Origin of the sequence: uncultured Roseobacter sp. (genome assembly GCF_947491795.1) — a bacterium.
GTDB lineage: Bacteria > Pseudomonadota > Alphaproteobacteria > Rhodobacterales > Rhodobacteraceae > Roseobacter.
Genome location: NZ_CANLKW010000001.1, coordinates 1,014,048 through 1,035,921, shown reverse-complemented (window position 1 = coordinate 1,035,921; position 21,874 = coordinate 1,014,048). Strand labels below are relative to the sequence as shown.

At 60.0% G+C, this 21,874-nt stretch carries 22 protein-coding genes; 15 read left to right on the top strand and 7 right to left on the bottom strand.

What is annotated here, in order from left to right; all coding sequences use genetic code 11:
• The first annotated feature begins 82 nt into the window (after positions 1 to 82).
• The 3 genes from rlmB (at position 83) to Q1A34_RS05085 (ending at position 1,860) form a co-directional block, all read left to right on the top strand.
• Positions 83 to 868: a 23S rRNA (guanosine(2251)-2'-O)-methyltransferase RlmB gene (gene rlmB, locus Q1A34_RS05095; protein WP_300031646.1), complete on the top strand. Its 786-nt coding sequence runs from the start codon at positions 83 to 85 to the stop codon at positions 866 to 868.
• An 11-nt stretch (positions 869 to 879) separates the two neighbouring features.
• Complete coding sequence (locus tag Q1A34_RS05090) at positions 880 to 1,185, top strand: hypothetical protein (protein ID WP_300031643.1); 306 nt, start codon at positions 880 to 882, stop codon at positions 1,183 to 1,185.
• 207 nt (positions 1,186 to 1,392) lie between these two features.
• Positions 1,393 to 1,860: a CoA-binding protein gene (locus Q1A34_RS05085; protein WP_300031640.1), complete on the top strand. Its 468-nt coding sequence runs from the start codon at positions 1,393 to 1,395 to the stop codon at positions 1,858 to 1,860.
• A gap of 2 nt (positions 1,861 to 1,862) precedes the next feature.
• Here Q1A34_RS05085 and Q1A34_RS05080 read toward each other — a convergent pair whose 3' ends face one another.
• Genes Q1A34_RS05080 through hisA form a run of 4 tightly spaced genes read right to left on the bottom strand, consistent with a single transcriptional unit; the run spans position 1,863 to position 4,153 of the window.
• Positions 1,863 to 2,171 (bottom strand): phosphoribosyl-ATP diphosphatase, encoded by a 309-nt coding sequence (locus Q1A34_RS05080; RefSeq protein ID WP_300031637.1) that lies wholly within the window; start codon positions 2,169 to 2,171, stop codon positions 1,863 to 1,865.
• Positions 2,168 to 2,929: an imidazole glycerol phosphate synthase subunit HisF gene (hisF, locus tag Q1A34_RS05075; RefSeq protein WP_300031634.1), complete on the bottom strand. Its 762-nt coding sequence runs from the start codon at positions 2,927 to 2,929 to the stop codon at positions 2,168 to 2,170. Before hisF ends, Q1A34_RS05080 begins: the two co-directional genes overlap by 4 nt.
• A gap of 5 nt (positions 2,930 to 2,934) precedes the next feature.
• Positions 2,935 to 3,426 (bottom strand): DUF2867 domain-containing protein, encoded by a 492-nt coding sequence (locus tag Q1A34_RS05070; RefSeq protein ID WP_300031631.1) that lies wholly within the window; start codon positions 3,424 to 3,426, stop codon positions 2,935 to 2,937.
• Positions 3,427 to 3,430: 4 nt separating this feature from the next.
• Positions 3,431 to 4,153, bottom strand: a complete 723-nt coding sequence (gene hisA, locus Q1A34_RS05065) for a 1-(5-phosphoribosyl)-5-[(5-phosphoribosylamino)methylideneamino]imidazole-4-carboxamide isomerase (protein WP_300031628.1) — start codon at positions 4,151 to 4,153, stop codon at positions 3,431 to 3,433.
• 191 nt (positions 4,154 to 4,344) lie between these two features.
• Between hisA and Q1A34_RS05060 the strand changes: the two genes are divergently transcribed.
• Positions 4,345 to 4,731 carry a DUF2147 domain-containing protein gene (locus tag Q1A34_RS05060; RefSeq protein ID WP_300031624.1) on the top strand — a complete coding sequence of 129 codons (387 nt, stop codon included), beginning with the start codon at positions 4,345 to 4,347 and terminating at the stop codon, positions 4,729 to 4,731.
• A gap of 226 nt (positions 4,732 to 4,957) precedes the next feature.
• Here the strand turns inward: Q1A34_RS05060 and Q1A34_RS05055 are convergent, their stop codons facing one another.
• Complete coding sequence (locus tag Q1A34_RS05055) at positions 4,958 to 6,604, bottom strand: tetratricopeptide repeat protein (RefSeq protein ID WP_300031621.1); 1,647 nt, start codon at positions 6,602 to 6,604, stop codon at positions 4,958 to 4,960.
• A 100-nt stretch (positions 6,605 to 6,704) separates the two neighbouring features.
• Between Q1A34_RS05055 and Q1A34_RS05050 the strand changes: the two genes are divergently transcribed.
• Positions 6,705 to 7,289: a nickel-binding protein gene (locus Q1A34_RS05050; protein ID WP_300031618.1), complete on the top strand. Its 585-nt coding sequence runs from the start codon at positions 6,705 to 6,707 to the stop codon at positions 7,287 to 7,289.
• 182 nt (positions 7,290 to 7,471) lie between these two features.
• Here Q1A34_RS05050 and hisH read toward each other — a convergent pair whose 3' ends face one another.
• Together hisH and hisB are read right to left on the bottom strand one after the other, a co-directional pair.
• Positions 7,472 to 8,110, bottom strand: a complete 639-nt coding sequence (hisH, locus tag Q1A34_RS05045) for an imidazole glycerol phosphate synthase subunit HisH (protein ID WP_300031614.1) — start codon at positions 8,108 to 8,110, stop codon at positions 7,472 to 7,474.
• A 1-nt stretch (position 8,111) separates the two neighbouring features.
• Positions 8,112 to 8,699 carry an imidazoleglycerol-phosphate dehydratase HisB gene (hisB, locus tag Q1A34_RS05040; protein WP_300031611.1) on the bottom strand — a complete coding sequence of 196 codons (588 nt, stop codon included), beginning with the start codon at positions 8,697 to 8,699 and terminating at the stop codon, positions 8,112 to 8,114.
• Positions 8,700 to 8,844: 145 nt separating this feature from the next.
• On the opposite strand from hisB, the gene Q1A34_RS05035 reads away from it, so the two are divergent.
• The 10 genes from Q1A34_RS05035 (at position 8,845) to Q1A34_RS04990 (ending at position 21,444) form a co-directional block, all read left to right on the top strand.
• Positions 8,845 to 9,084, top strand: a complete 240-nt coding sequence (locus Q1A34_RS05035) for an Lrp/AsnC ligand binding domain-containing protein (RefSeq protein WP_300031608.1) — start codon at positions 8,845 to 8,847, stop codon at positions 9,082 to 9,084.
• On the top strand, positions 9,081 to 9,425 hold the full coding sequence (locus tag Q1A34_RS05030; protein ID WP_300031605.1) for a hypothetical protein: 345 nt from the start codon (positions 9,081 to 9,083) through the stop codon (positions 9,423 to 9,425). Before Q1A34_RS05035 ends, Q1A34_RS05030 begins: the two co-directional genes overlap by 4 nt.
• A 180-nt stretch (positions 9,426 to 9,605) precedes the next feature.
• A complete protein-coding gene (locus Q1A34_RS05025; protein WP_300031602.1) occupies positions 9,606 to 12,188 on the top strand; it encodes a methyl-accepting chemotaxis protein in 2,583 nt (860 codons plus the stop codon).
• 537 nt (positions 12,189 to 12,725) lie between these two features.
• Complete coding sequence (locus tag Q1A34_RS05020) at positions 12,726 to 13,253, top strand: 2'-5' RNA ligase family protein (RefSeq protein WP_300031599.1); 528 nt, start codon at positions 12,726 to 12,728, stop codon at positions 13,251 to 13,253.
• 175 nt (positions 13,254 to 13,428) lie between these two features.
• Entirely contained in the window at positions 13,429 to 14,724 is a 1,296-nt protein-coding gene (locus Q1A34_RS05015) for an extracellular solute-binding protein (RefSeq protein ID WP_300031596.1), read from the top strand.
• 68 nt (positions 14,725 to 14,792) lie between these two features.
• Positions 14,793 to 15,671 (top strand): ABC transporter permease subunit, encoded by an 879-nt coding sequence (locus tag Q1A34_RS05010; RefSeq protein WP_300031594.1) that lies wholly within the window; start codon positions 14,793 to 14,795, stop codon positions 15,669 to 15,671.
• Positions 15,671 to 16,516, top strand: a complete 846-nt coding sequence (locus tag Q1A34_RS05005) for an ABC transporter permease subunit (RefSeq protein WP_300031592.1) — start codon at positions 15,671 to 15,673, stop codon at positions 16,514 to 16,516. The genes Q1A34_RS05010 and Q1A34_RS05005 overlap by 1 nt, the downstream gene beginning before the upstream one ends.
• The gene (ugpC, locus tag Q1A34_RS05000; protein WP_300031589.1) at positions 16,516 to 17,592 is read left to right on the top strand and encodes a sn-glycerol-3-phosphate ABC transporter ATP-binding protein UgpC; all 1,077 of its coding nucleotides are present in this window, start codon (positions 16,516 to 16,518) and stop codon (positions 17,590 to 17,592) included. The genes Q1A34_RS05005 and ugpC overlap by 1 nt, the downstream gene beginning before the upstream one ends.
• A 46-nt stretch (positions 17,593 to 17,638) precedes the next feature.
• On the top strand, positions 17,639 to 18,472 hold the full coding sequence (locus Q1A34_RS04995) for an ABC transporter permease subunit (RefSeq protein WP_300031586.1): 834 nt from the start codon (positions 17,639 to 17,641) through the stop codon (positions 18,470 to 18,472).
• Positions 18,473 to 18,831: 359 nt separating this feature from the next.
• A complete protein-coding gene (locus tag Q1A34_RS04990) occupies positions 18,832 to 21,444 on the top strand; it encodes an EAL domain-containing protein (RefSeq protein ID WP_300031584.1) in 2,613 nt (870 codons plus the stop codon).
• Positions 21,445 to 21,874 lie beyond the last annotated feature (430 nt).

Genomic DNA, 21,874 nt, shown 5'->3' with positions numbered 1-21,874 from the left:
GGCGCGTGATTACAAGCGGACCTTGCAGGCGTCAAGACGAAAACCACAGGTTTTGAAATCCCCACCAAGACAGGAACCGACTATGAAAAAACCCAAATGGGTCGTCCAGAAAGAACAGGACAAAAAGGCCAGCGCGCGGGAAACTGTCTGGCTCTTTGGTCTGCATGCAGTGCGCGATGCGCTCCTCAATCCTGCGAGGGTAAAAGAACGCCTGATCCTGACGCCGAACGCAGAGATCAAACTGGCCGACGCCATCAGCCAGAGCGGGATGACCCCGGAGGTGTTGGAGCCGAGGAAGTTTAATGCGCCGCTGGACCCGGGGTCTGTTCACCAGGGCGCGGCACTGGAAGTAAAACCGCTGGACTGGGGGCGTCTTGAGGATGTCTGCATCGGCGATGCTGCGCCCCGTGTCATTTTGCTGGACCGGGTCACAGACCCGCATAATGTTGGCGCGATCCTGCGTTCTGCAGAAGTGTTGGGGGCCTCTGCCGTGATCGGCACGCGACATCATTCAGCGCCTGAAACGGGTGCGCTTGCCAAAACGGCCAGCGGTGCGCTGGAACGTCAGCCCTATCTGCGGGTGCGCAACCTGGCGGACGCCATCAGGGCCCTGCAGGATATGGGATACATCACGCTCGGTCTCGATGGAGAGGCGGAGGCCACAATCGAGCAGGCCGTCGCCGGCCGTGAGGACCGCCCCGTGGCGTTGGTGCTCGGGGCCGAAGGGCCCGGACTGCGTGAAAAAACCCGGGAGACGGTGGATCAGCTTGTCCGGATCGACGCGGCGGGTGGATTTGGTTCGCTCAACGTCTCGAATGCGGCGGCAATCGCCTTATATGCAAGCCGTGGCCCGCGCGGGACGGCCTGAAGGAGAGGCGGATGCACCCAAAGATCGCAACCTGCTGCTATTGCGGTGCTCGTGCAGCCCTGCGCCTGGACAAGGGTCGCCATGAGCTGACCTGTTCGGGGTGCGGCGCGCCCCTGCATGATCTGAAACGCATGCCTTCTGACACGACCGACAGCGGATCGGGGTACCAGAAGCCCCGGCAGAAGAAGAAAAAATCGCGCCCCGCTCCGGCGTACCGGCCCGAGTATGTGCGCGAAAAACCCCGGCGGCGCCGCAAGAGTTTTCTGCGGGACGCGCTGGAAGAAATAATCGACGTGGTCGAGGACATTTTTGACTGATTTCAACCGGTTCCTTTAACGCTTCATTCACAGATTTGAGAGACCCTCTGGTCAGGTGCTGAAGAGCTCCTAAGTGTTATGTGTATCGGTCGGCCCGGAACGCTGATTGATTGCGTTACTGTCCCTCGTTCCGTACCTTGCAGCGCCCGTCGTCTTTTGACCTCGGGCGCTCTTTTTATCCGGCGCACAGCGGTTTAAACAGCCCCCATGAGCTGGTCCCACGCAGAACTGAAAAACATCCTCAATCGCACGACCCGCATTGCGGCGGTTGGCGTTTCTATGAACCCTGTACGGCCCAGCTATTATGTCGTGCGTTACCTCGGTCTGAAAGGCTATACGGTGGTGCCTGTGAACCCGATGCATGCGGGCGAAACCCTGTTCGGACAGACCGTGTACGCGAGCCTGTCAGAGGTTCCCGAACCCGTTGATATGGTCGATATCTTTCGGCGGTCGGACGCTGTTCCTCGCATTGTTGATGAGGCGCTGGACGTTTTCCCCGCGCTTCAGACCATCTGGATGCAGATCGGTGTCGAGCATGCGCAGGCGGCGGCAAAGGCCACGGCGCGGGGCGTTGATGTGGTCCAGAACCGGTGCCCCAAGATCGAATACCAGCGGCTTTTCGGAGAGTTGCGCATGGGCGGTTTCAACACCGGCGTGATTTCATCGCGCCTGTGAACTCAGCTGCGTGAGGCTTTTTCCTGCAGACCTGACTGTTCCTGGCGGTGGGACAGTTCGGCCATCACCGCATCCAGCGTCACATCCCGGGCAGCCAGCATCACCAGCAGATGATAGAGCACGTCTGCGGCTTCAGAGGTCAGCGCAGCCCTGTCACCCTTAACCGCCTCGATGATCGCTTCTACGGCCTCTTCCCCGAACTTTTCCGCACATTTCTCGGCGCCCTTTGCCAGCAGTTGTGCTGTCCAGGAACTGTCCGGATCTGCCGTTTTGCGGGCTTCTATCGTGTCGAAAAGATCCTGCAGTGTCATGTGAGCCTCATGGGAATGCCGGCGGCGGCCATATGTGCCTTGGCCTCGGCGATGGTGAAGTCACCGAAGTGAAAAATCGACGCGGCCAGCACAGCAGAAGCGCCGCCCTCTGTCACGCCTTCAACCAGGTGATCCAGTGTACCGACCCCACCCGAGGCGATGACCGGTACAGTGACCGCATCCGATATCGCGCGGGTCAGCGGCAGGTTGAACCCGGCGCGCGTACCGTCGCGGTCCATGCTGGTCAGCAGGATTTCCCCTGCGCCCTTTGCCTCGACCGTGCGGGCAAATTCCACCGCGTCTATCCCTGTCGGTTTGCGCCCGCCATGGGTGAAAATCTCCCATTTTCCGGGGCTTACTGTCTTTGCGTCGATGGCCACCACGATACACTGGCTGCCGAACTGATCCGCCGACTGTGCGACCACATCCGGATTGGCGACAGCGGCTGAATTGAAAGACACCTTGTCGGCACCGGCCAGCAGCAGGGCGCGGACATCGGCGGGGGTGCGCACGCCACCACCGACGGTGAGCGGGATATAGCAGTGTTCGGCCGTGCGGGTGACCACGTCAAACATGGTGCCGCGGTTCTCATGGGTGGCGGTGATGTCCAGAAAACACAGCTCATCCGCGCCGGCTGCGTCATAGGCGATGGCCGCATCAACCGGGTCGCCCGCATCGCGCAGATCGACAAAGTTCACGCCTTTGACGACGCGGCCCTCGGCGACGTCGAGGCAGGGGATGATACGTGTTTTGAGCATAGGCGTTACTTCTGTGCGGGGACGCGCGGGCCCGGTGCTGCCTGCTTTGCAACACGGGTCAGGGCGTTTCTGACGATCATAATATGGAACGGCAGGATGGCCGCAAGGTAGAGCCTGCCACCGTTGTGATGCGGACGCACCCAGGTCGACAGAAACACGTGGCTGCCGGTGCTCAGAACGCCGACCCGGAAGTTCAGGTGACGGTCGTCAAAACCTGCGATCACCTCGTCCTCTGTCTCCCCGGTGACGGGGAAGGGGCCCAGCTTGTCAGGGCTTTCGGGACCATCCGGGCGCAGCCCGAAAGGGGCGGTCAGCACGTTGCGCAAAACCACCAGCACACGGGCCCAGGCGGGGAAGGCGACGATCACCCCGGCAGCCGCGCGCGGGGGCAGATCTGATGCCACCCGGTAGCAGTCCAGAAAGTCCCCGGCGTGTCGGAACGCATGCAGGGCACTGTGATCCGGCAGATCAGTTTTTTCTACCTGGATCAGGGGCATAGCCTCAGCCTTTCAGGGCGGCAAGTGCGGCGGGAAGATCAATGGCACCGTCGTAAAGGGCCCGTCCGGAGATGGCCCCGTTGAGTGTGGCACCACAGTCGCGCAGGGCAATCAGATCCCCCAGCGAGGACACCCCGCCAGAGGCGATCACCGGGATGGAGACCGCCTGTGCGAGTGCGGCTGTCGCGGCGATATTGGGCCCGCCCATCGCCCCGTCGCGCAGGATGTCGGTGTAGATGATTGCGGCCACCCCTGCGTCCTCGAACGAGCGGGCAAGATCAGTGACGCGGACGTCGGTTTCCTCGGCCCAGCCTTTGGTGGCAACCAGGCCGTTGCGCGCGTCGATGCCCACGGCGACCTGCCCCGGAAAAGCGCGCGCGGCATCGCGCACGAGGTCCGGATTTTCAACGGCCACGGTCCCGAGGATCACGCGCGCGAGCCCCTTGTCCAGCCAGGTTTCAATCGTGGCCATATCGCGGATGCCGCCGCCTAACTGTGTGGGAACGCTGCAGGATTTCAGGATCGCCTCGACCGGGGCCGCGTTGACGGGCGTGCCTGCAAATGCACCGTTGAGATCCACCAGGTGCAGCCATTCACAGCCTGCTGCAACAAAGCTCCGGGCCTGGGCTGCGGGGTCGTCATTAAAGACCGTGGAGCGGTCCATATCGCCATGCACGAGGCGCACGGCCTGGCCGTCCTTGAGGTCAATGGCGGGGTAGAGAATCATCGGTTTTTTCCTGTCGGTATCGCGTCGGTAAAACGTCGGTATTACGTCGGTGCGTATCGCGCGGTACATGCACCAGCGGGTAAGGAAATGCAACGCGACGCAGGGTCAGACCCGAAGGCTACGTAACGGCAGGCTTGTCCGGCGGGCAGAGGGCCTGGCAGGGTGCGCGCAGATCAACGGGAGGACACAGCATGAAGAGACTGACGATGACACTGGCGGCCCTGGCCGCGACAGCCGGGATGGCCGCAGCTGACCCGCTGGAAGGCACCTGGCAGACCGAAGTGGACGAGGGCGCCTATGCCCATGTGCAGATCACGCCCTGTGGTGCGAATTTCTGCGGCACGATTGCGCGCACCTTTAAGGACGGCGGCGAATACAAATCCCCCAACCTGGGCAAGACCCTGGTGATCGACATGGCCCCTGCCGGGGCGGGCAAATACGAAGGCCAGGTCTGGCGGCCCAGCAATGACAAGATCTATCTGGGCAAGATCGCCCTGAACGGCGACAGCATCAGACTGCGCGGCTGTGTGGCCGGTGGTCTGATCTGCTCCAAACAGACCTGGTTGCGGGTGAAGTAACCGCTTGCCTTCGGGCGGGAAGAAAAGACCCGGCGCGGCATGACCTGCTGCGCCGGTTTGCGTTCAGCATGGCATGCATGGCTGAACGGGGCGGCGTGTCCGCTGTGCGGGGCATTTCTGACTTTCGCCGCGACCGCACTAATGGCCGCTTTAAGTCCGGCAAGTATGCGACCGTTGCTCGCCAACAGGCGGCTAAAGCGATCAGGTATCCGGTTAGAGTGGCGTTTCAATCTCGGCTTACCCGTTGAAGAGCATCATCGAGCCGCTGACGACGATCTTCGAATGCAAAAGGCTCCGAGGCTACAAACTGGTCAACTGGGAAGCCAGGCTGTTGAGCGCGTAAAGCTGCGAGCACGGATTCCGCCCGTTGATACTCTCCCAGTTCCGAATAGGCAGCTGCGAGCAAGACGAAAGCCGCGGCAAAACCGGGCGCTTCCTCAACCGTTATCTCCAGTAACGCGCGCGCCGTTTCCGGATCACCAAGCTGCAGATGGACATGTGCCTCAATCCAGTCAAATCGCGCCGGATGATGTGGGTGCAATCGTTTGGCGTGCTGGATCGCTTCGCGGCCCTCTTCAAGATTCCCGCCGTAAACAGCCGCCTCGGCCAGGATAGCGTAGCCGTCGGCAAAATTCCGGTTGAGTTGAATGGAATGTCGCGCTGCCGCAAGGGCCTTGTCATTTTCCCCGATGGCAAGGTTCAGGATGGCCAGCGCGAAATAGGCATTCGGGATGTCGGGATCGAGCCTTATCGCTGCGATGGCCGCCTGCAGCCCCGGTTGGACAGACTGAAGTGGGGAAGAACGGGCATAGTCGAACATCATGTCGCGTCCGTATGCGACAGCTATGTAGGCATGAGCGCGCGCATAATCTGGTTCAAGCGCGAGCGCTTTTTCAAAGTATTCGCGTGCCCGTTGATTGCCTTCAAGAGATCCTTCCCGCAACGGCTCCAAACCGCGCAGCAACATGAAATAGGCATCTGTCGCAACCCGCGGCGGCACCACGCTGGCGTTGAGCGAAAGCGACAGGGCGTCGACAATCGCCCGCGTCACATCTTCCTGGACATCGAAGGGGTCCTGCCGGACCCGGTCAAATCGTTCAGCCCAGACATTCACGCCTTCGAAGGGGTCGATGAGCGACACATTGATGCGCACACGGTCGTTGGAGTGCCGCACCGTTCCGCGCACAAGATAGCGCACACCAAGATTATCAGCGATCTCCCTGAAACCTGCCTCCGCCTGGGGGAAGTCGCCGCTGGACGCGAAGGCGATCACTGTCAGATCCGGTATCTTGGCCAGGTCTGTGGTCAAATCCTCGCTCAGGCCGTCCCCGAAGAATTGCAGCTCCTCGCCGCCGCCAAGATTGACGAAGGGCAGAACCGCGAGTGTCTTGTCCGGCACAATGCGCGGCGGCACAATGGCCGCGCTGTCAGCATCAAATCCGCCGGAACCGGAACTGAGCCAAAGGCCCAGACCCGAGGCAAAGAGCACAAAAGCCCCGACGGCTGCCATCAGGCGAAGGCTGATGCGGGGCATGCCTGTCGGGCGATCCGCCGACGCCGCCTCAGCGACCAGCCGATAGCCGATTTTTGGATAGGTTTCGATCACCTCTTTTCCGAGCGCACGACGAATATCGCCGATGCACTGGATCAATGAATCGTCGGTCGTTGCGATGTCCTTCCAGACCGCCTGAACCAGCGCTTCGCGATCAACCACCTCTCCTGCCCGGGAGGAAAGCACCGCAAGGACTTCGACAGATTGTTTTCGCAGATGTATCGGCGCGCCGTCCGCTGCGGTAAGTGCACCGGTTTCAAGGTTGTACCGACCCTGACCAATCATCAAAACGCGTGATTTCGGAGCGATTTCGGAAGTCATTCAGGACATTTCAGCTTGGATTTCGCCACCAATATAGTCGGTTTCGGGCAGTATAGCCACGAAAGCCATAAAGCTCTAAATTCCAACTATGGAGGACCATATGTTTAAATTCGCCTCTTTCTGCGCCGTGCTGGTTGCGGCTCTCTTCACGCCCGTTGCCGGATTTGCCGGCCAGTTCGTCGTCGAACTGGATGCCCCCTTTGAGGCCCCCCCTGCGGCGCTGATGCAACAGGCTGGTGTGAGCGTCGATGAAACTCTGTCCGCTGGCCCTGACAGCTATGTCGTATTGACGGCTAATAACGAGGACGCTGTGCGTGACCTGTTTCAGGCCGCCGCCATCACGCCAGAGAAAATTTCGGAAGTGCTCTTCATCAACTCGCCCACCGTTGGCGGCGGTCAGGCTGCCGGCGCAGAGCCGCGCGACGGACATCAGGTTTTTGTCATCGAGCGACCCATTCCCGGTGTCGGCTTCTTCGGGCTGGACAAGAAGGAAAAGATTTCGAAAGGCTCGAATGCGGCGGTTGCCAAGCTTGGCGATGTGATCGAATGGGACCATTCCTATCTGACCGGTGAAGGAACATATTGCATCTACCGGGCCGACAATCCTGATACTTTGCGCGAGCATGGCGCATTGGCTGGAGCGCCGATCGGAAAAATCACACCCGTGAGCCAAGTAGCGAACTGAATAACCTGTCAAAGACTTCACGTTGGTAGCTGCCCCGGACACGCTTCGGGGCAGTTTCAATTGGGGTCACAGCACGCGAGCAGCCCAACTTCAAAAGCGAGCCATTGAACCGAAAGCCGTCATCGGTTCGAAGCGCAGCATCCGACAAAAGGGCTCGAAACTGACATTGGCATCGCGCCGGATCAGGGCCGCCAGCTGAGGAAATTCCCGATCATCCGCAGACCGGCGGACTGGCTCTTTTCGGGGTGAAACTGCAGGCCGATCATGTTGTCACGGCCGATGACGGCGGTGACAGCGCCGCCGTATTCCACATACGCCAGGCGCTGGGCCGGGTCGGTGACCTGCATGTGATAGCTGTGCACGAAATAGGAGTGATCGCCCGTTGAGATGCCTTCGAAGACCGGGTGGGGCGCGTCGAGCACCAGATCGTTCCAGCCCATGTGCGGCACTTTCAGCGCGGTGTCTGATGGTGTGATGCGGGTCACGTCGCCGCCGATCCAGCCAAGGCCTGCGGTTTCCTGGTATTCCAGCCCGCGCGTGGCCATCAGCTGCATGCCCACACAGATGCCCATAAAGGGGCGGCCGCGTGTGGTCACCGCTTCGAGCATGGCAGCATAAAGGCCTGAGTGGCCGCTCAGCGCTTGCATGCAGGCCGGAAACGCCCCGTCGCCGGGCAGCACGACTCGGTCGGCACGGGCCACCACCTCGGCGTCACCAGTGACGACAACCGTGCCCGCGCCGGTCTCGGCGGCCATGCGCTCAAAAGCTTTGTGCGCCGAATGCAGGTTGCCGCTCTCATAGTCGATGATGGCTGTCAGCACGTCAGAGCGCACCCTTGGTCGAGGGGATGGCATCGGCCTTGCGCGGGTCGGTTTCCAGCGCATCACGCAGGGCGCGGGCCACGGCCTTGAACGCGGCCTCGGCGATGTGGTGGCTGTTCAGCCCGTGCAGCATGTCCACGTGCAGGGTGATCCCGCCGTGGGTGGCAAAGGCCTGGAAAAACTCGCGCACCAGTTCAGTGTCGAAGCTGCCGATCCTGGCAGTGGGGAAGTCGACGTTCCACACCAGAAAGGGCCGGGCGGACAGATCGAGGGCGCAGCGCACCAGCGCGTCATCCATCGGCAGCAGGCAGGCGCCATAGCGGATGATCCCGCGCTTGTCGCCCATGGCCGCCGTCAGGGCCTGGCCCAGGGCGATGCCGGTGTCCTCGACCGTGTGGTGGTCGTCGATGTGCAGGTCCCCGGTGGCGCGGATGGTCATGTCAATCAGCGCATGCCGCGACAGCTGGTCGAGCATATGATCAAAAAAGCCCACACCGGTCTGGTTGTCGTAAACGCCGGTGCCGTCCAGGTCGATGGTCACCTGAATATCGGTTTCCGCTGTGGTGCGGGTGATGGTGTGGCTGCGCATCTGGGGCCTCCGGGCGGGTCTTTGGTCCGCGTCCTTATAGCAGCCTGCGGTTCCGCGCCAAGATGCTGTTTTGGGGATTGCGGGGGGCGTGTCCGATGTGCCAGCCTGCAGGCGGGCGACGCACCGCCCCCGACGGAGAGTTTTCATGGCCACCTGTGTGTTTATCCAGATCCGCTGCAAGCCGGGAACGACCTATGTCGTGGCCGAGGAGATCGCACTGCGCGAAATCCACTCGGAGCTCTATTCCACCAGCGGGGAATATGACCTGCTGATGAAGCTTTATATCCCTGCGGATGCTGATGTGGGCAAATACATCAACGATCATCTGCTGGATATCAGCGGGATTGAACGGTCCCTGACGACCATGACGTTCAAAGTGTTTTGACCGGCCGCGCGCTGATTGCGGCGGTCTTTCTGCTGAGCACTGCCGGGGCCTCCGGGGCAGGGGAAAAGGTGTACAGCGGCAGCGAGGCGGCCGCCCTGCGCTGCGCCAATACGCTGGCCTTTACCGCCATGGCCCTGTCGGACACCGGGCGCATGCCGGAGGCGGAAAAACAGGTCATGCTGGGGATCACCGTTCTGATCCTGGAGCGCCATGTCTCCGGCACCTGGGCGCAGAAAAAATCGGCTCTTGCCCAGGTGCGTGACCGGCGCGACGTGGAACAGACACTGCAGGATTTCGAACGCTATGCCGAGCGCTGTCTGCTGCAGTTTCCGATTAATTGAACGGCAGCCCGGTCGCGCAGGGGCTTTCAGGCGTTGCCTTGCAGGCATGTGATCGCGTTTTTACCCTTTTCTAACATTCCGCTGATACCGCGAAAGCCGGTATGGGACGGTGTTGCCGGCGGGAAGGGATCCTGCCTTTGATGACACGTTCCGCGTTTGTGGTTTTGCGGAGGTTAAGGCATGCGGAAGTTTTTCAGGGATATCACACTGGCAAAACGGCTGCCGGTGATCATGGCGCTGCTGGTCGCCGTGACCATCTGTGGCATGGCCGTTTCCGGCTACATGACGTCCCAGACCATCATCCGCGCCAATGCGTCCGAAAAGATGGAAGCCATCGGCAGGCTCAAGGACAAGCGCATCACTGGTCTGCTGGAACAGGTGGACCGGGACATTCGCCTGCGGGCGACGGAACCGGCCACAAGCCAGGCGCTGATCGCGCTGGCGGATGGATATAACTCGCTGGAAGCCCCAGAAGAGGTGCTGCGCCGCGTCTACATCACTGAAAACGAGTTCCCTGCGGGAGAAAAAGACCAGCTGGTCAAGGCCGATACAGGCTCCAGCTATGGGTTTATCCACGCGATCTATCACAAGCCGTTTGATACGCTGCAGAACGAGATGGGATATTACGATATTTTCCTGATCGATCCCGAAGGCAACCTCGTCTACAGCGTTTTCAAAGAGAATGATTTTGCCACCAACCTGCAGACCGGCCCGTGGAAAGACTCCGGCCTTGCGGACGCGTTCCGCGGCGCGCTTGAGATCGGCGCGGATGATCCGACGGTATTCTCTGATTTTGCGCCTTATGAACCGAGCAGTTTCGCGCCTGCCGCCTTTATGTCCCGCCCTGTTTTCAATGATCGGGGGGTTCTGCTGGGGGTGCTGGCTTACCAGTTGCCGGTTGAAGCTCTGAATGCGGCCGCGGGCGAGCTGGAGGGGCTGGGGTCCACCGCGGATGGGTTTCTCGTCGGAGAAGACCGGTTGATGCGCACGGATTCGCCGCTCACCGAGGCAGACGAAATGCTGACCGCGACGGTGGACAATGTGGGCGTTACCCAGGGGTTGGACGGAGGTTCCGGCGTTTTTGAGGCGATCGGGCGCGACGGCCAGGCTGTGCTGGGATATTATTCCAATGTCGAGTTTAACGGCACAAACTGGGTGATGATCGTACAACAGGATCAGGCAGAGCTGTATTCCTGGGCATATTGGGCGCTGCAGCGCGGGGCCATGATTGCTGTGGTGATCTTTGGCCTGTCGCTGGTTGTCTCTGTATTCTTTTCGCGGTCTGTGGCCCGCCCTGTGCAGCGTCTGACCGGCTCGGTCAAAGAAGTGGCAGAGGGCAATCTGCAGATGGAAGTGCCCGAAACAGACCGTGGCGACGAAATCGGCGATCTTGCCCGCGCCACGGAAGTGTTCCGGCAGAATTCGCTGCGCATCGAAAAGATGAACGAGGAACAGAAAGAAGCCGCTGAGCGCATGGCGCAGATGAACGCAGAGCGGGAGGAGGCCGCCAAACGCGAGGCCCAGGCCGCACAGGAACGCGAACTGGCCGAGAAAGCCTCGGCGCTGGAGCGCGAAGAGATGATGCGCCAGCTGGGCGAGTCCTTTGGCGATGTTGTGGCACAGGCGCTCTCGGGTCGTTTTTCAGCCCGTGTCACAGCGGAATTCAACGACGAGATCCTTATTGAGCTGGCGCGCAATATCAACAGTCTGATGGAGGTTGTCGATACGGGGCTCTCCAGCACTGGCAGTGTTCTGGAGAAAGTGGCGCACGGAGACCTGACCCAGCGACTGGAAGGCGCGTTCAGTGGTTCGTTTGCCGAATTGCAGACCAGCGTGAACAACATGATCGGATCGCTGACCGGTCTGATCGGGGATATCTCTGCCAGCGGTGCGACGCTGACCGGGTCCTCGGGCGAGTTGCAGCAGACCGCGGATATCCTGTCCCGTCAGGCCGAACAGAACGCCGCCTCTGTCGAGCAGACATCGGCGGCCCTGGAAGAGCTTTCCGCGAGCATCAAACACGTCAGCGGCAATATCTCCGAGGTCAGCAGCAACGCCCGCGAAGCCCGCGACACAGCCGTCACCAGCGAGAAAATCGCGGGCGATGCGGCGGCGTCAATGGACCGGATCGCGGACGGGTCCAAAGAGATTTCGCGGGTGACGGCGGTGATCAACGACATCGCGTTCCAGATCAACCTGCTGGCCCTGAACGCCGGGGTCGAGGCGGCGCGCGCGGGCGAGGCCGGTCGCGGCTTTTCCGTGGTGGCCTCCGAAGTCCGGCAGCTGGCACAGCGTGCGAGCGATGCGGCCAAAGAAATCGCAGAGGTGATTACGCAAAGCGATGCTGCGGTGTCGGAAGGTGTGGAGAATGTCGCAAGTGCCAAGGCATCGCTTGAGGATATCTCGGGCCGGGTGATCCGTATCTCGGAGAGTGTCGATGACGTGACCACGGCGATCAATGAACAGTCTTCCGGCATTAATGAGATCAATTCGGCGATTTCGCAGATTGATGCAAATACCCAGAAGCAGGCAGCCGCTTTCGAGGAAGTGACGGCTTCCAGCCATGTTCTGGCGCAGGAGGCGAAAGAACTCGGGCAGTCTACCGCCCGGTTCACGATCCCCGGCGGGCAGAGCGTCGGCCAGCCCGCGCCGAAAGCGGAAAAGGTCCGGCCGTTGGTCGAGGCGCGCCCGGAACCAAAGGTGGCAGCGGCGCCTGAGCCTGCGGACGGCACCTATGGCGGCACCGGCTGGGAAGAGTTCTGAGGCTGGACTGATACAGCGGGCGGCTCCCGGTGCACAGTGCCGGAGGGCGCGGACAGGCTGAATCGTCCGTGGAAAGATGCCGCAGTTTCGTCTCAGAAAGGGTCGCTCATCAGGTGTTTGGACCTTTTCAGTGATGTAATGCTGTCCCGCAGGCCGGGCAACTGCGGTGCAGCCGGAAGACCCATTCCGCGCTGATCCGGGCTGAATATCCCGGACTGAATATTGCGCCGTGCGCTGTGTGATTATGCGAGATTCGGGCGGAGAATTTTTCAGTCGGGCCCCAACAGGTCCTGACCCGACAACAAAGCAGTGCCGCCTGAATCCTGTCCAGGCAAAGGTCAGGGATGACAGGACGGATTGTTTTCCGGCCTTGTTCCGGCCCTGCGGGTGATGTGCGAGGTGATCTCCGGCCCGCCGAAACGGTCCTGAAAACCCGCGGCTACGCAACTCTACCAGACCCACGCTGAACCATCGCGGCTTTCACCGCGGTGATCTTTGCATTTGATTTCGCGATCCAAACAGGGACAGTCTGCACGCATGATCAACGAACCGGGACCGGAGCATTCCGTCTGGCTGCTGCCGGAAGCGCAGGTGCTGGCGGCATTGCAGGAAGAAATCCGCGCCTTGTCCGCCGGCGGAGACCAGCCGGTGTTCTGCCCGCATGTGACGGTCGCCGGCGATCTGGCGGGGAGGCCGGAAAATACCGCCAGGATCTGCAGAGCCTTGTTTGCCGATACCGGGCCTGTGGCGGTGAGGGTCACAGATGCAGAGGTGGGCGAGACGTTTTTCATGTCACTGTTCCTCAGGCTGGAGGTCCCCGGGCTCCTTCGGGCCAGACACTCTGATCTGTACGCAGAGCTGAAAAAACCATCTGTGGACCCCTGGCAGCCACATATCAGCCTGGCCTATGGAATGGCTGCAGATGACAGGCGTGCGCAGACACGTGCGCGGCTTGCCGGCGCATTTAAGGGCGCGCGGTTTCACCTGACTGATTTGGTAGTTGCACGGTCACCCTCGACACTGCCGATTGCGTCCTGGTCCGGGCTGAACCGCATCCGCCTGTGATCGCCCCGTGGACACGACGGGGGTGAGACCGCTGAAGCGGATGGTTGACACTCGCCTCTCTCCTATTGATTGTGCTGTTCAGGCGCGCAGAAATCCGGTCGCTGTCATCTCGGTGTTACCGGGCCGCTGATAAAAACAAAAACACAGTTAAGCTGTTCCATGAAAGGGAGACCCAATGAAATTTACAACCTTGCTTGCGACGGGTATTGCCACGTTTGCAACATCTGCCGTTGCCCAGACTGAGATCCAGTTCTGGCACGCGATGGGCGGACGTCTCGGCGAAGTCGTCGAGGAAATCGCTGAAAAGTACAACGCCAGCCAGAGCGACTATGTGCTCGTGCCGACCTATAAGGGTGGCTATGAGGACACGATGACGGCCGGTATCGCGGCATTCCGCGCCAAACAGCAGCCCAACCTGATCCAGATTTTTGACGCGGGTGCGGCGACCATCATCAACGCAAAAGGCGCCACTGTGCCGGTTGCTGACCTGATGACAGAGCACGCAGGCGGCTTTGACAGCGCAGATTATATCGAAGGCGTGCGCTATTTCTATGCCGACAGCGACGGCAAGATGATCGGCATGCCGTTCAACTCCTCCACACCGCTGCTCTATTACAACAAAGAGATCTTTGCCGAGGCGGGCATCAACGCACCGCCCAGCACCTGGGAAGAGTTCGAGGCGATGGCGCCCAAGCTGAAGGATGCCGGATACCAGGCGCTGGCACAGAGCCACAGCCCCTGGATTTTCTCGGAGAATTTCCACAGCCGTCACAACCTGCAGATGGCCACAGGCAACAACGGGTATGACAGCACGGATGTGAAAATCCTCTACAACAACCCGGAAATGAAAATGCACTGGAGCAAAGTCAAAGACTGGCTCGATGCAGGCTACTATGGCTTTTACGGCCGTGGCTGGGGCGACAACCAGGACGCCTTTGTACAAAAGAAAACAGCCATGTGGTTGGGTTCCTCGGGCTCTTTCGGCGGTCTGAAAGCGAGCGCCGACTTTGAGTTTGGCACAGCCTATCTGCCTTACTGGTCATCGATCATTGAAGAGCCCAAAGGCACCTTCATCGGTGGCGCGGCCCTCTTTGCCATGGCCGGTAAGAGCGACGAGGAGAACGCAGCAACCGCGGACTTCCTGAAGTTCCTGTCCAGCCCGGACGTCCAGTACTTCTGGCACAAAGAAACCGGCTATGTGCCGATCACAAACGCGGCCTATGATGTGGCCAAGGCAGACGGCTACTATGACAGCACGCCGGACGCCGAAGTGGGCATCCTGCAGCTGACACAGCCCGGTGGCGAGTGGACAAAAGGCTATCGCCTGGGGTTCTACGTGCAGATCCGCGACGTGATGTACAAGCACTACGAGGATATCTTCTCGGGTGAGGCGACGGTTGACGAGGCCTTCTCGAAAATCGAGTCAGAAGCCAACGATCTTCTGGCGCGCTTCAACGACACCTACAAATAAAAAACAAAAACACCGGCGGGGCATATGTCCCGCCGGTTGTCTGAAGTCCGGCCGGGGGGTCCACCATAATGAAGCGCGTCCAGTTCGAGCACAGCGCTGTTCCTTATCTGTTTATTGCGCCACAGATCATCATCATCGTGATTTTCTTTCTGTGGCCCGCTGCACAGGCAATCTACCAGTCTTTCCTGCTTGAGGATGCCTTTGGCCTGTCTTCGCAGTTCGTCTGGTTCCGCAATTACACCGACACTATTGTCAGCGCCTCCTGGTTGCAGGCGGCAGGTTTCACGATCGTCTTTTCGACGCTTGTGACCTTTCTGTCGCTGGCCATTGCGCTGCTGCTGGCGGTAAAGGCCAATGAGGTGATCCGCGGGGCGAGCACCTATAAAACCCTGCTGATGTGGGCCTATGCCATCGCCCCGCCGGTTGCGGGCCTGATGGGCAATCTGATGTTCAACCCGCTGATCGGGGATCTGTACCAGGGGATGAACGCCCTGGGGTTCGATTTTGATCACAAGCTTGACCCCTATGATGCGGGCTTTGTCGTTGTGCTGATCTCGGTCTGGAAGCAGGTCAGCGTGAACTTCATCTTCTTCCTGTCCGGGTTGCAGGGCATTCCAAAGGGCGTGCAGGAAGCGGCCCTGATGGATTGCAAAAGCTCATTCCGCCGGTTCTGGACCATCACCTTCCCGCTGCTGGCTCCGACGACGTTCTTCCTGATGGTGATCAACATCACCTACGCCTTTTTCGAAACCTTTGGCATCATTGACACCACAACGCAGGGCGCGCCCGGCGGGGCGACCACGACCCTGGTGTTCAAGGTGTTCCAGGATGGTTTCCGGGGCGCGGATATCGGCGGGTCCTCGGCCCAGTCGGTGGTTCTGATGCTGATGGTGCTGGGTCTCACGGTGATCCAGTTCCGCTTTATCGAGAAGAAGGTGCATTACTGATGGACCGTACACCGATCTCAACCCATATCATTCTGATCATCGGCGCCGTCTTTATGACGCTGCCGGTGTGGGTCGCCTTTGCGACGTCCACCCATGCGCCGGAAACCATCCTGCGCGAAGGTCTGCAGTTCTGGCCGGGCGGGCATTTTTTCGAGACCTATAACGAGGTGCTCTTTGTCGAGGGCGGGGTGATGAAAAAGGTCACCGCCATGACGATGCTCAAGAACTCCATGATCCTCGGGATCGGATTTGCCATCGGCAAGGTGATCATTTCCATGCTGGCGGCCTATGCCATTGTGTATTTCCGTTTTCGTCTGGGGGTGCCGCTGTTCTGGATCATCTTTATGACGCTGCTGCTGCCGCTGGAGGTGAGGATTATCCCCTCGTATGAGGTGGTGGCCAATATGGGGCTGCTGGATACGCATACCGGTCTGATCATCCCGCTGATTGCCTCGGCGACGGGCACATTCTTCTTCCGGCAGTTCTTTAAATCGGTGCCCGATGAGCTGCTGGAGGCTGCTCGGCTGGACGGGGCTACGGCCTGGGGGTTCTTTATCGATATCCTGGTGCCGCTGAGCAAAACGATGATTGCAGCGATCCTGATCATCATGTTCGTGGTGGGCTGGAACCAGTATCTCTGGCCGCTGATCATGACCACACAGGAAGACAACTATACCCTGGTGATCGGCATCAAGCAGATCTACCAGGTGCTGAACGAGGGCGGCGAGCTGCCCCAGTTCCAGAAAGCTTTTGCACTGACCATTCTGGCGACGCTGCCGCCGGTGCTGGTCGTGCTGATATTTCAGAAATGGTTCGTGAAGGGCCTCGTGGAGAGTGAGAAGTAATGGCTCAGGTTGAACTGAAACAGGTCCGCAAAACATACCCCAACGGGGCGGAAGCGATCTTCGGCGTGGACATGAAAATTGATGACGGTGAGCTGATCGTCTTTGTCGGCCCGTCCGGCTGCGGGAAATCCACGCTGCTGCGCATGGTGGCGGGGCTGGAATCCGTTACATCGGGCGAAATCCTGATCGGCGACCGGCTGATCAATGATGTCTCGCCGTCCGAGCGGGATGTGGCGATGGTGTTCCAGAACTACGCGCTTTATCCGCATATGTCGGTGCGCGGAAACATGTCCTACGGCCTGAAAAACCGCAAAATGCCCGCAGACGAGATCGAACGGCGTATCGTTGACGCGGCTAAAATGCTTAAGATTGACCAGTTCCTGGACCGTCAGCCCAATCAGCTCTCTGGCGGACAGCGTCAGCGGGTGGCAATGGGGCGCGCGATTGTGCGCAACCCGCAGGTTTTCCTGTTTGACGAGCCGCTGTCGAACCTGGATGCCAAGCTGCGCGTTCAGATGCGTATCGAGATCAAACGGCTGCAGCGCCGCATGAACGTCACCTCGATCTATGTGACGCACGACCAGACAGAGGCGATGACCCTGGCGGACCGGCTGGCGGTGATCAACGAGGGCCAGGTGGAGCAGATGGGCGCGCCGATGGAGCTTTACTCCAATCCGCGCACGCTCTTTGTGGCCTCCTTTATCGGTGCGCCGCAGATCAACCTGATCCCGGTGAGCTTTGACGGGACGCATCTGGTCAACGGCGATCTGAAGCTGGCAGGTTTCAGCGATCTGCCCCAGGGCACAGAGCTGGTCCTGGGCGTACGGCCTGATGTGCTGCGCGTGGATGCCGGTGGTCAGTTCGGGATGAACGTTGATCTGGTCGAGCAGCATGGTGGCGAAAATCTGATCTATGGCTCGCTGGGCGGGACAACGACAGACGCAGGCGAACCGCTGGAAATCTGCCTGAAGGCAGCTCAGGCGATGCTGCCCGCGATTGATGACCAGCTGACCCTGGGGTTTGATCCCGACACGGCGTTCATTTTCCGCAAGGACACCGGCGAGCGTCTGAAATGACGATGCAGGCCCGGGCGCGTTCGGAGCGGGCCGGGGCAGGCCATTCATGCACAGGTCCCTGACGCAGCGTCTTTTTGCCCATGCCGTGCTGCTTGCCGGGGTGCTGTTTCTGATTGTGCCGGTGCTGCTGGTTTTTGCCGCCTCGACACAGCCAACGTCTGTGCTGGTGGCAGAGGGGCTGAGCCTGGTGCCGGGCCGCCATGGTCTGGAGAATTTCCGCACCATTCTGACCCTGCAGGCCGGATTTACCGACCAGATCATAGCCACGGATATGCTGCGCAACTCGATGATCGTGGCGACAGGGATCGGCGTTGCGACCACCGGCTTGTCGCTGCTGGCAGCCTATGGGCTGGTGATGTTTCGTCTGCCGCCGGCGGGTGCGTTTTTCTGGATCACGCTTGCCACGCTGCTGCTGCCGCTGGAGAGCCGGTTTATCACCACCTTTCAGATCACCTCCTATCTGGGGCTGATCAACACCCATACGGGCATGATCCTGCCCGCTGTCATGGTGGCGCTGGGGACGCTGTTTTTCCGCCAGCTTTTCCTGAGTTTTCCGGGGGAATACATCGAGGCGGCGCGTCTGGATGGGGCGGGTCCGGTGCGGTTTTTTGTCGATTTCATCCTGCCGTTGTCGCGCGAGCGCGGCGGTGCTGTTTTTGTGGTGTCTTTTATGATCGGTTGGAACCAGTACCTCTGGCCGTTGATGATCAGCACCGACGAGCGGCACTATACGCTTGTCCGGGGCATTCGGCTGATCGGGCAGGAAAGCGGGCCGGGCATGGCGCTGGTGGTGCTGACAATTCTGCCACCGCTGCTGCTGGTCATCCTGTTCCAGCGCTGGTTTCTGCGCGCGCTTGAGGAAACCAGAGACGCATTCTGAGCGCACGAGCGCGTGCGTTGTTGCCGCGGCAGAGCACCCCGGCCGCGGAAAAGCAGTTCAGTTTTGATGTGCTTTTTAACTGAAAACACCGCGTGCAGACCGACACCTGCGCAGCGCGGTAAACGCTTCCTAAAACCTTACAAGAGAGGATTGTCGCGGGTAAAGGAGACCTGAATGACCGGTGCGCGCGGGTACCTGAACAGGCAGATGAGCGCCGCCTTGGTGCGAGGCAGTGGACCTCTGGGTGCACCGGATGCCTGTGGGCGGGTGGTTGCTGTGATGCGTATCCCGGCTGTTTTGCCCGACGTGACCACTAAAACCAGCGCGGACATGCCGCCTGCCGGACTCGGATAGCCGCCATGCAGCGTGTCAATTTCATGCGCCGCTTTCTGAAGCTGACGCTGTTCGGATACATTCTGTCCATTCTCTGCGTGGCCGGTGCTGTCTGGTTTGCCTCGGCGCCGACGCTGAAACAGATGCAGCTGGAGGCAAAACAGTCCCATCTGCAGACCAAGGCCAATGTCATCGCCCCCATACTGGATGGGCTGGTGGATGAAGGCGAGTTTCTGGCGCGCTCCTCCGACATCGCGGATTTTGTAACCGGGCACGAAACCCGCAGCGCGCGCGCGGTCAGTGCGATGCTGACGCTGCAGAATACACAGAACATCCGGCTGCTTGATTTCCGGGGCCGGGTTTTGCTGTCGGCGCTGACGGAAAGCGGCAATTCGCCGTTTTTACCGGTCGAGGCCGCTGAGGGGATTGCCGACATGGTCAGTGGCCGTCTGCCACCGTCGCCGCGCGTATCCTACCGGCCCGGGCGCGGCGAGCATACGGCGCATTTCATGATTGCCATTCCGATCCTGTCGCTGGGACAGGTGGAAGGGCTGCTGGTGTTTGAGCGCACGGTGGACCTGGCGCATATCCTGACCGCAGCAGAAGGCCAGCCGGCGACAGTGATCGCGACCACTTTTCAAAAAGAACGCTGGGCTGAGTGGTTCGGGCTTGAGGGGGAAATGATATCGACACAGATGCCGGGTGGTGATTTTCATCTGATCGTCGATACTGACCAGAAAACCCTTGCCAGTCTTGGGTTTAACCTTGTGATGACGGCCATTGGTGTTGCCATGCTGGCGCTGATTGTGCCGTTCAGCATGATGGCCGCGTCCGGTATGCGGGCCATTGTGCGACCGCATGCAGAGCTGGAAAAATCCCGCGAGACTCTGGCGCAACAGCAGAGCGAGCTGGCCGAACTGGCCCAGATTGCCGAAATGGCGCATGAGTGCATCTTTGTCACCGATGCAGAGGCCCGGATCATCTGGGCCAATAACGCGTTCAAAACCGTGACGGGTCATGACCCGGCAGAAATTGTGGGGCTCAGGCCTGCCGAGTTTCTGCATGGGCCCGAAACAGATCTCGCCACAGTGAAAAGGATATCAGAGGCTGCCAGACGTCACCAGCCGGTGCAGGCGGAACTGTTGAATTACCGCAAGGACGGCACGCCCCACTGGATCAGCCTGGGGATTTCCCCGCTTGAGGCGACGGATGCAACAGGCCAGCGGTTTGTCAGTATCTCAACCGACATCACCGCGGCCAAGGAAGCGCAGGAAAAACTTGCCCAGGCCAAGGCCGCGACCGAAAAACAGTCGCTGCATGATGTGCTCACCGGGTTGCCCAACCGCCGCTGTCTTGATGGCATTCTGGAAACCGAAGTGACGGACGTGCATCCCCCGCGCACGCTGATCCGCGTGGATCTCGATCACTTTAAAAACGTCAACGATACGCTGGGCCATGCGGCGGGTGATTTTGTCCTGCGCAGTGTTGCCGATATTCTGCGGGCGGGCGTACAGCCCGGTGACATCGCGGCGCGCATCGGCGGTGACGAATTCGTCATCCTGCTGGAGATCGGGCGGGGGGCCGAGGTTGCGAAGACAATGACCCGCAAACTGTTGCGCGAGATCCGAAAAGAAACCCAGTTTGAGGGAAAAACCTGCCGGGTTGGGGCCAGTTTTGGCATTGCGACTGCTATGGATGGTCTGCTCAGGAACACTGACCTGCTGAAAAGTGCGGACTCGGCACTCTATGCGGCCAAGGAACACGGTCGCAACACAGCAACTCTCTATACCCCGCAGCTGCACAGTATCGTGAATGAAAAACGTATGCTTTCTGCAGAGATCGAACTGGGCATCAAAAAGTCGGAGTTTGAGGCATTTTTTCAGCCACAGTTTGATGCCCGTACCGGCGTTCTGGTCGGTGTCGAGGCGCTCGTGCGCTGGCTTCATCCGACGCGCGGCCTGTTGCCGCCATCGCAGTTCCTGCGCGTGGCTGAGCAGCTGCGCCTGACGCCGGACATCGACCGCCAGGTGCTCGAGTTCGGGCTGAGCAGGATCGCACAGCTGAACCGGCAGGGGTACTGCGTGCCCAAGATATCCTTCAACATGGATGTGCATCAGCTGGTGAATATGCCGATCGAGGATATCGTGGGGTGCCACGACATTGGTGATACGGTTGTGGCGCTGGAGATCCTGGAAAGTGTTCTGGTCGAGGAGCAGGACCAGAATTTTGCCCGCCGGATCAATCATCTGCGCGACAGCGGTTTTCAGATCGAGGTGGATGATTTCGGGTCCGGGCATGCTTCGGTGATTGGCCTGAAGCATCTGCAACCCCATGTCATGAAGCTGGACCGCATGCTGGTTCAGCCCGTCGACAAGGACATGACGGGCAGGGCGCTGGCACGCAATATGATCGAAATGGGCAAGGCGCTTGGGATTTCGGTCACTGCCGAAGGTGTGGAAACGGCCGAGCATGCAGCCATTATGACCGACCTGGGGTGTGATACGCTGCAGGGGTTTTATTTTGCCAGACCGATGCCGTTTGAGAAACTGGAGGCCTATGTCGCCGCAGGCTTTGATGCCAAGCTGGGACAGGTCACATCCTTTGCCGTGCAAAAGGACGCACGGGTGGAGAAAGACTGACACCTGAGGATATTATGCGGGAGCAGGGTCCATGCTGACCCTGGGTTTGCGCCGACGGTCCGGCGCTTTGCTTTTGCATTTTTCCTGGAATCCGGTGACCTCAGTGGGTCGGCGAGCGCCTTGTGCCGCTGGCAACAATTCCAGTGTCGCGGTATGTCGGAAGGACTTCTTGATTTGCAATGTCGCGGGTCGGCAGAGTTACATCTGAACAATGGTCAGCGTGCGAGCGGAGGGGCGGTTGGCTGTGTCCGATTGCTGCCCCGAAATCCCGCCCCTCTGAAGGCAGAGTTCGGGGCGGGGGGCTGTTTCTGGTCAATAAGACAATTGAGATAGCTAACCCAGGAACTGCAACACCAGACCGGGCCAAAGAGTTTCCCATGAAGAGGCGTGTTTCGGACCAGCAGATGTCAGATCTCGTGGAAAAGCTGTC

Bases quoted from the DNA above. Each gene is read 5' to 3' on its own strand.
- Q1A34_RS05050 (WP_300031618.1), top strand. From the start codon at position 6,705: ATGTTTAAATTCGCCTCTTTCTGCGCCGTGCTGGTTGCGGCTCTCTTC.
- Q1A34_RS05005 (WP_300031592.1), top strand. From the start codon at position 15,671: ATGGACCGTACACCGATCTCAACCCATATCATTCTGATCATCGGCGCC.
- hisA (WP_300031628.1), bottom strand. From the start codon at position 4,153: ATGATTCTCTACCCCGCCATTGACCTCAAGGACGGCCAGGCCGTGCGC.
- Q1A34_RS04990 (WP_300031584.1), top strand. From the start codon at position 18,832: ATGCAGCGTGTCAATTTCATGCGCCGCTTTCTGAAGCTGACGCTGTTC.
- Q1A34_RS05010 (WP_300031594.1), top strand. From the start codon at position 14,793: ATGAAGCGCGTCCAGTTCGAGCACAGCGCTGTTCCTTATCTGTTTATT.
- hisF (WP_300031634.1), bottom strand. From the start codon at position 2,929: ATGCTCAAAACACGTATCATCCCCTGCCTCGACGTCGCCGAGGGCCGC.
- Q1A34_RS05055 (WP_300031621.1), bottom strand. From the start codon at position 6,604: ATGACTTCCGAAATCGCTCCGAAATCACGCGTTTTGATGATTGGTCAG.
- Q1A34_RS05090 (WP_300031643.1), top strand. From the start codon at position 880: ATGCACCCAAAGATCGCAACCTGCTGCTATTGCGGTGCTCGTGCAGCC.
- Q1A34_RS05015 (WP_300031596.1), top strand. From the start codon at position 13,429: ATGAAATTTACAACCTTGCTTGCGACGGGTATTGCCACGTTTGCAACA.
- Q1A34_RS05060 (WP_300031624.1), top strand. From the start codon at position 4,345: ATGAAGAGACTGACGATGACACTGGCGGCCCTGGCCGCGACAGCCGGG.
- hisB (WP_300031611.1), bottom strand. From the start codon at position 8,699: ATGCGCAGCCACACCATCACCCGCACCACAGCGGAAACCGATATTCAG.
- Q1A34_RS05070 (WP_300031631.1), bottom strand. From the start codon at position 3,426: ATGCCCCTGATCCAGGTAGAAAAAACTGATCTGCCGGATCACAGTGCC.
- Q1A34_RS05080 (WP_300031637.1), bottom strand. From the start codon at position 2,171: ATGACACTGCAGGATCTTTTCGACACGATAGAAGCCCGCAAAACGGCA.
- Q1A34_RS05035 (WP_300031608.1), top strand. From the start codon at position 8,845: ATGGCCACCTGTGTGTTTATCCAGATCCGCTGCAAGCCGGGAACGACC.
- Q1A34_RS05025 (WP_300031602.1), top strand. From the start codon at position 9,606: ATGCGGAAGTTTTTCAGGGATATCACACTGGCAAAACGGCTGCCGGTG.
- Q1A34_RS05085 (WP_300031640.1), top strand. From the start codon at position 1,393: ATGAGCTGGTCCCACGCAGAACTGAAAAACATCCTCAATCGCACGACC.
- ugpC (WP_300031589.1), top strand. From the start codon at position 16,516: ATGGCTCAGGTTGAACTGAAACAGGTCCGCAAAACATACCCCAACGGG.
- rlmB (WP_300031646.1), top strand. From the start codon at position 83: ATGAAAAAACCCAAATGGGTCGTCCAGAAAGAACAGGACAAAAAGGCC.
- Q1A34_RS05020 (WP_300031599.1), top strand. From the start codon at position 12,726: ATGATCAACGAACCGGGACCGGAGCATTCCGTCTGGCTGCTGCCGGAA.
- Q1A34_RS04995 (WP_300031586.1), top strand. From the start codon at position 17,639: ATGCACAGGTCCCTGACGCAGCGTCTTTTTGCCCATGCCGTGCTGCTT.